General features: G+C 60.3%; 4 protein-coding genes, 3 tRNA genes and 1 riboswitch. Of the genes, 2 read left to right on the forward strand and 5 right to left on the reverse strand.

The features are described from left to right. The first annotated feature begins 2 nt into the window (after positions 1-2). Positions 3-127: riboswitch (TPP riboswitch) on the forward strand. Beyond that, the gene (thiC, locus tag Q0D52_RS08835) at positions 116-1,438 is read left to right on the forward strand and encodes a phosphomethylpyrimidine synthase ThiC (protein WP_294362052.1); all 1,323 of its coding nucleotides are present in this window, start codon (positions 116-118) and stop codon (positions 1,436-1,438) included. It overlaps the preceding riboswitch by 12 nt. Positions 1,439-1,478: 40 nt before the next feature. Further along, complete coding sequence (gene thiD, locus Q0D52_RS08840) at positions 1,479-2,288, forward strand: bifunctional hydroxymethylpyrimidine kinase/phosphomethylpyrimidine kinase (RefSeq protein ID WP_294382123.1); 810 nt, start codon at positions 1,479-1,481, stop codon at positions 2,286-2,288. A gap of 274 nt (positions 2,289-2,562) precedes the next feature. On the opposite strand, the gene Q0D52_RS08845 is transcribed toward thiD, so the two are convergent. The 5 genes from Q0D52_RS08845 to Q0D52_RS08865 all read right to left on the reverse strand — a co-directional run bounded on the left by Q0D52_RS08845 (position 2,563) and on the right by Q0D52_RS08865 (position 6,733). Next, on the reverse strand, positions 2,563-4,203 hold the full coding sequence (locus Q0D52_RS08845) for an amidohydrolase (protein WP_294382126.1): 1,641 nt from the start codon (positions 4,201-4,203) through the stop codon (positions 2,563-2,565). Between the two features lie 765 nt (positions 4,204-4,968). After that, positions 4,969-5,045, reverse strand: a tRNA-Glu gene (locus Q0D52_RS08850). 37 nt (positions 5,046-5,082) lie between these two features. Next, positions 5,083-5,159, reverse strand: a tRNA-Glu gene (locus tag Q0D52_RS08855). A 21-nt stretch (positions 5,160-5,180) separates the two neighbouring features. Further along, positions 5,181-5,254 (reverse strand) — tRNA-Gln (locus Q0D52_RS08860). Positions 5,255-5,317: 63 nt separating this feature from the next. Continuing rightward, entirely contained in the window at positions 5,318-6,733 is a 1,416-nt protein-coding gene (locus Q0D52_RS08865; protein WP_294382129.1) for an HD domain-containing protein, read from the reverse strand. Between the last annotated feature and the right edge of the window lie 460 nt (positions 6,734-7,193).

A 7,193-nucleotide genomic window follows, 5' to 3' on the forward strand; every position in this document is an offset into this window, starting at 1 on the left:
CAACCGTATATCGGGGGAGCTTGCTAGCGCTGCGCGCCGGGCAGGCTGAGAGGAGGCACCGTACAAGCCTCGACCCGCCGAACCTGCATGGGTAATGCCAACGAAGGGAGCATCTATGGGTAACGAATCTTCGAACCTCATCACGCAAATCGATTTCGCCCGCGCGGGGCAGATCACGCCTGCCATGCGCGTGGTCGCCGAGAAGGAAGGCCGCAGCCCGGAGTTCATCCGCGAAGGCGTTGCCGCCGGCCGCATCGCCATCCCGGCGAACATCCACCACACGTCGCTGTCGCCCGAGGGCGTCGGCGAGGGCTTGCGCACCAAGGTCAACGTCAACCTGGGCATTTCCGGCGACCTTGCCGACGAATCCGTTGAATGGCAGAAGGTCGATACGGCCATCGAGCTTGGCGCCGAGGCCATCATGGACCTGTCCAACAGCGGCAAAACCCAGGCGTTCCGCACCAAGCTCATCGAAAAGTCGCCGGCCATGATCGGTACCGTTCCCATGTACGACGCCATCGGCTATCTGGAGAAGGCCCTCATCGCCATCAAGGCGGAGGACTTCCTCGACGTGGTGCGCCGCCATGCCGAGGACGGCGTCGACTTCGTCACCATCCACGCCGGCATGAACCGCCGCACTATCGAGTCCTTCAAGGAAACCGGCCGACTCATGAACATCGTCAGCCGCGGCGGCTCCCTCATCTTCGCCTGGATGGAGGCCACCGGCAACGAGAACCCGTTCTATGAGCACTATGACGAGGTCCTCGAGATCCTGCACGCCCACGACGTGACCATCTCCATCGGCGATGCCATGCGCCCGGGTTGCACCTACGACGCAACCGACGCCGGTCAGATCGCCGAGCTCATCGAGATCGGCAAGCTCACCAAGCGCGCCTGGGATGCCGGCGTGCAAGTCATGGTGGAGGGTCCCGGCCATATGGCGCTCAACGAGATCGAGGCGAACATGCGCCTCGAGAAGCGCCTGTGCCACAACGCGCCGTTCTACGTGCTCGGCCCGCTCGTAACCGATATCGCCCCTGGCTACGACCACATCACCGCCGCCATCGGCGGTGCCGTGGCGGCTTCCTCGGGCGCCGACTTCCTGTGTTATGTCACGCCTGCCGAGCATCTGCGCCTGCCCGATGCCCAGGATGTGCGCGATGGCCTGGTGGCCACGAAGATCGCCGCGCATGCCGCCGACATCGCGAAGGGCATTCCCGGCGCTCGCGACCGTGACAACCGCATGAGCGATGCCCGTCGTCGTATGGATTGGGAAGAGCAGTTCAGCCTGGCCATCGACCCGGTTCGTCCGCGCAAGGTCTTCGAAAGCGCCCCGCCGAGCAACGAGGGAACCTGCACCATGTGCGGCAAGATGTGCGCGGTGCGCACCGTCAACACCATCATGGACGGCCTCGTCATCGATCTCGACAACGAGTAAGCAGGGTGGAAGGGCGCTGAGCGTCTAAGGGAGGTATCCGATGAAAACAGTGCTCAGCATCGCCGGCTCCGATTCAAGCGGAGGAGCCGGCATTCAGGCCGACATCAAAACCATAGCATCGTACGGTCTTTACGCGGAAACGGCCATCACGGCCATCACCGCGCAAAACACCTGCGGCGTTCGCGCCGTGCAGGACATCTCGCCAGAAGTGGTCGGTGCGCAGATCGATGCGGTGTTCGAGGATATCCGTCCCGATGCGGTGAAGATCGGCATGGTATCCTCCGCCCAGATCATCAACGTCATCGCAGAGCGCCTGCGTTTTCATCAGGCGAGCAACGTGGTGCTCGACCCGGTCATGGTGGCCACCAGCGGTTCGCGTCTTATCGAGCAGCAGGCCGTCGATGCGCTGGTTTCGAACCTGGTGCCCTTGGCCGACGTTATCACCCCGAACATGCCCGAGGCCGAGGTGCTGTGCGGTTTTCCCGTCGTTGACGACGACGGCATGATACAGGCGGCGAAGCTGCTTTCGGGGAAAACAAACGGTGCCGTGCTCGTCAAAGGCGGTCATCTTGCCGATACCGCCGACGATTTGCTCGTTCTGCCCGATGGTCGCCATGCTTGGCTGAGGGCGAAGCGCATCGTCACAAGCAACACCCATGGAACCGGCTGCACGCTTTCCAGCGCCATCGCAAGCGGCTTGGCGCAGGGAAACGGCATCGAGCAGGCGGTTCGCCGTGCGAAGGGCTTCGTGAGAGGCGCTCTGTCAACAGGTCTCGATCTTGGGCAGGGCAGCGGGCCCCTCGATCACATGTGGTGCCACGGCAAGCCGCACCTGCCGTACAACGCGTAAACAGGTGTGCCTTCCGATGCCAAGTCCATGCCTGCGGTCGCACCGAAGGCGATCGATCGCGTATCCTCGCGGCCGCTGCTGTCGAAATTCGCAGGCCGGAAACAACGTCGAAGGCAATCGATCGCCGGCCCTCGCTTGCCGGTAGCTGTCCGGCGCAGTCGGCGATGGACACACACAGCACTGCGTTCCATCGCTGTTGCGCCGGCTATAAATCGCTCCAAACGCAAAGCGCCCCAAGTGGCTCAACGGCCATCTTGGGGCGCTTTCGGTCTTTCTAGGCCTCGAACACGCAGCGTCCGCCCATCCAGGTGGCGGTAACGTGCGCATCCAGGATCTCGTCGTCGGCGCATGTCAGCAAGTCGGTGTCGAGCACCGCCATGTCCGCCAGCTTGCCTGCTGCCAGCACGCCCGCTTCGCCGTTGCGTTGGGCGGCGGCGTCGCTTCCGGCGGTGTATGCGCGAATGGCCTCTGCACGGCTGATAAGCTGCTCAGGTCGCCAGCCGCCTTCGGGTGCGCGCGTCTGCGGGTCGCGGCGCGTGGCGGCGCTGTAGAGCACGCCCATGGAGTTCACGTCCACCACCGGCGAGTCCGTGCCGAATGCCAGCGTCTCGCCCTCGTCAAGCATGGTCCTGAACGGCCACATCAGCTTCACGCGCTCGTCTCCCAAGTCGCGCTCGGGACCGCCCGGGTCAAGCGTCATATGCGGCGGCTGCACCGCGGCGATCACATCGAGCTCTGCCAAGCGCTCCACATCTCCGGGCAGGAAGTTCTCCAAATGCTCAAGGCAGTTGTGGCGTCCTTCGGGAAGCGGGCCGAATTGCGCACGGGCATCCTCGAAGATGTTCAGCGCCTCATGAATCGCCGCATCGCCGATGGTGTGGATGCGCACGGGGTAGCCCTTCTCGGCAGCTTTCATCACCAGAGCGCGCATCTTATCGGGCTCGATGGTCGGCCTGCCACAGTCGTCCTCGCATCGCGCGTTGCTATAAGGCTCGGTCACCCACGCGGTGTGTTGGCTGGAGACGCCATCGAAGAACTGCTTGAAACCGGCGCAGCGCAGCACAGGGCCCGTATAATGCTTGGACATCGCCTCGAACCTGCTCATATCCTCAAGCAGGGTGGGGAAGAGGTTCACGCGGCACGTCAGCTCGTCGGTTTCAAGCAGGCGTGCATGCACGTCGTCGCGGATGAAGTCCAGTCCGGGGTTGGCCATAAGCGACATGTCGCAAACGCTCGTGATGCCGTTTTGCGCAAGCGTGCGCAAAAACCCGCGGTAAGCATCGGCGATCTCGTCATCGGAAAACGCGTTCATGATGCGCGGCATCAGCTCCATGGCGGCTGCTTCGCGCACGATGCCCGTCAACTCGCCGTCAGCGTCCCTGTCGTAGCTTCCTCCCGCAGGGGCAACGCTGTCGCGGTCGATGCCCAGCTCGGCCAGCGCGCAGCTGTTCAGCCACAGCGTGTGCGCGTCGCCGGAGTACAGCGCCACGGGGCGGTTGGGGAAGGCCTCGTCAAGCGAGTGCTTCGACGGCAGCACCGGCGGGTCCCATCGATACTCGCGCCAGCCCTGTGCCAGCAGCCACCCCTCAGGGCGTCCCTGCGCGAAACGCTTCATGCGCTCAACGCAATCGGCCTCGTTTTCGCCCAGGAAGTTCGTGGCAAGCGGGGAAGAGTACACCGCGGAATGGAAGAAATGCACATGAGAGTCATGGAAGCCGGGGGCGATGAAGGCGTCACCGTAGTCGATCACCTCGGGCTCGGCGCTTCCGTCGGCTTCGTGGGCAAACGCAAGCGCGTCCTCCTTCGCTCCGACGAAAGCGATCTTGTCCCCGGAAACGGCGATGGCAAGCTCTTCGGCGCTATCGGTCAAGCCGGTGAATACGCGCTTGCTGCAAAGAATGCGGTCGATTCGCATGTTGGTCAACCTTTCCTCCAAATGTTGAAGGCTCAACCTGGTGTCGCGTCGTCCCCAACGACGCGACTGTCGGCCTTTCGGTTTCGTCACATGCCAGCGAGGATATATCCAATCAACCCATCATGTCCAGTGCGATCACCCGGGTATCCAGAAGAGGCACCGCCTAATCGAGCATCGGGAATGCGCATGGCGGAGTTCTCGAAAGCCGGGAACGCGCATAGCGTAGTGTTTCGAGAACCGGGCCCAAGCTTGCGTAAAGTGCCTTGCGTCATGTTCGCGGCGTCGTTTGCTTCCAGCGCACCGCCAGCCCAAGATTGCATGTAGGGCTGGCATCATGTTCGTGGCGGTTGTGGGCTTCAAGCGTGCTTAACTGCCAACGTGCGATAGCTCAGAAGGGCCTGCGGAGGTTTCGCACGAAGTTCCCCTATGCGGTATCGCCTCTTTATCTCGGTATCGTTGATGAGCGTAACGATTCGCTCGACGGCGAAGGCTTGCTTGCGAGTAGTCGCTTGGGCATCGCCGATGCATATCAGGGATTCGGTGTTGTCCGAACGCACGTTTTTCCGAGCGTTGAATTCGAGCGGACGAGTCCGAGCAGGCAGCATCGGCCCGCGCCGATGCCTCTGATGCAGACGCACTGTTTGACCTGTAAGTCTGCTGATACCTATCGGGTCCTATCGGGTCCTATCGGGTCCTATCGGGTCCGGGAGCCGTTTTCGCCTGTCGATAACAAAAAAGCCGAGGCATAAGCCTCGGCTGTACATTTGGTAGCTCCGACCGGATTCGAACCGGCGACCTTCGCCTTGAGAGGGCGACGTCCTAAACCGCTAGACGACGGAGCCATTGAAAAGGCCGCGAAACACGTGACCTGGGTAAGCTTGGTAGCTCCGACCGGATTCGAACCGGCGACCTTCGCCTTGAGAGGGCGACGTCCTAAACCGCTAGACGACGGAGCCATCAAATGAATCTACCAAAAATGGCTGGGGTGGAAGGAGTCGAACCCTCACATACGGTACCAGAAACCGCTGTCCTGCCATTAGACGACACCCCAGTGGCAAATCCTCTGCGCCGTTTCCTTCGATTTATTTCGGAGGGCCAGGCGCGAGAAGATATATTACGCACCATCCCCTATTCCGTCAACACTTTTTGGCAACTTTTTAGAAAAATTTTCGCCGATCAGGTACTGTAACACGTATTTCTCCAGGTCAGACGCTGAATTAGCTACTTCTCCCTCAATGACGGCGTCAAGCAATCGCGCCAAGACTTCCCCTATCTCGGGTCCTTGAGCAACTCCTAACCTCATCACGTCGCGTCCGTTGATGGCCAAGGACTTCACCGTGAAGGCCTCGTTGGCGGCGAGTATCTCCTCTAGGGTGCGCTGCAGATCGTCGGCAAGCGCGATGCGCGGGCCGCTGAATTTCGGCGATTGCCCCCTCGCGTCCCCTCGCTTCAGGTCGCAAAGGGCGGCGAACAGCTCGGTATCGCCGCCAAGGCGGGCGAGCATCCGCTTCACCGCCTTAGGGTTTGCCGGCACCACATCGTCATGTCGTTTTACCAAAGCAAGCACCCTGTCGATGAAGGCGTTAGAGAACGTCAGCCGTTGCATGATGCCGCGCGCTATGGGAACGCTCACCGCAGCGTGCCCGTAAAAGTGCCCGGTGCCGTTTTCGTCTTTGAAGAAGCAGGCAGGTTTGCCCATATCGTGAAACAGCGCCGCCCAGCGAACCAACGGATAGGGCGGAACGCCATCGATCGCCCGAGCGGTATGTTCGAGCACGTCGAATATATGATAGGGCGTTTGCTGATCGAAGCCTTTCATTGCCACAAGCTCGGGCAAAACAGCCGAAAGCGCATCAACACAGCTCAGCAGGGCATCGCCGGCATGTGGGCCGAGCAACAGCTTCTGCAGCTCGTGGGTTACGCGTTCGGCGGATATCTTCGACAGCAAACCCTTGTTTTCCAGCATCCCTTGGTACGTGCAAGGATCGATCGCGTATCCAAGCTCGGCGCTGAAACGGCATGCCCGCAGAATACGGAGCGCATCTTCGGCGAATCTTTGATGAGGGTCGCCAACCGCACGGATAACGCCGAGCTCGATATCGGCTTCTCCCCCAAAGGGGTCCACCAGACCTCGGTCGGGCCGCCATGCCATAGCGTTGATGGTGAAATCCCTGCGGGCAAGATCCTCCTCTATCGATGACACGAACGTCACCGAATCAGGATGCCTTCCATCCTTATATTGCCCGTCACTGCGAAAGGTCGTAACCTCGAAAGCGGAATTCCCGCAGATAACAGTGATGGTCCCATGCGCCACACCGGTTTCATGCGTTCTCAATCCAGCTTGTTCGCAAGCCCTCTTTGTGTCGCTCCACATGGCGCTGCAGGCGATATCGATATCCGAGCAAGGCCTGCCAAGCAGCGCATCGCGCACAAAGCCGCCCACGGCCCATGCCTCGAATCCGGCATCATCTAATATTGAAAGAAGCGCGAGGGCATCTTCAGGAAGATCGATCCGCACATCTGCGCTCAAGTCCATCACCACCTTATATAGGTTCTCCAGCCCCATAGTAAAACAAGGAAGCGAGCAGGGAAGAGGCAAGACCATATCCGATTACGGCGAACAGTCGTTTCCTGAATGTCGGTGAACACCTATTCCGAAGAAGCTCCGCTGTATTGCTGTACAGCCAATAGAGAAAGCAAGCGCTCAGATAGAGCTAAGAGGGAAGAAGAGGGAAGCGCGCATGAAGCTATAGGTTGACAAAGGGAAATGCCAAAGAAGCGAAACTGCAAAACGTATGAAAGCAAAAGCCAAACACTGTTCGGCTCGCTCCGAGGCCTCAAAGAGCTACTACATGTAGTACAAGGCATGATATGACACACACGAATTGAGAACAGACTGCCACATATTGTGTGCAGGATGTGAAGACCAGGGCAAAATCCGAATCAAGGGATTGTCAAGAGGCCGCCGGCCGCGTAATATACATCCCCGC

The organism is uncultured Senegalimassilia sp. (assembly GCF_934630535.1).
Classification (GTDB): Bacteria; Actinomycetota; Coriobacteriia; order Coriobacteriales; family Eggerthellaceae; genus Senegalimassilia.

What these genes read in the sequence shown, in the direction of transcription:
- thiC (WP_294362052.1), top strand. Translation starts at nt 116, where the DNA reads ATGGGTAACGAATCTTCGAACCTCATCACGCAAATCGATTTCGCCCGC.
- thiD (WP_294382123.1), top strand. Translation starts at nt 1,479, where the DNA reads ATGAAAACAGTGCTCAGCATCGCCGGCTCCGATTCAAGCGGAGGAGCC.
- Q0D52_RS08845 (WP_294382126.1), bottom strand. Translation starts at nt 4,203, where the DNA reads ATGCGAATCGACCGCATTCTTTGCAGCAAGCGCGTATTCACCGGCTTG.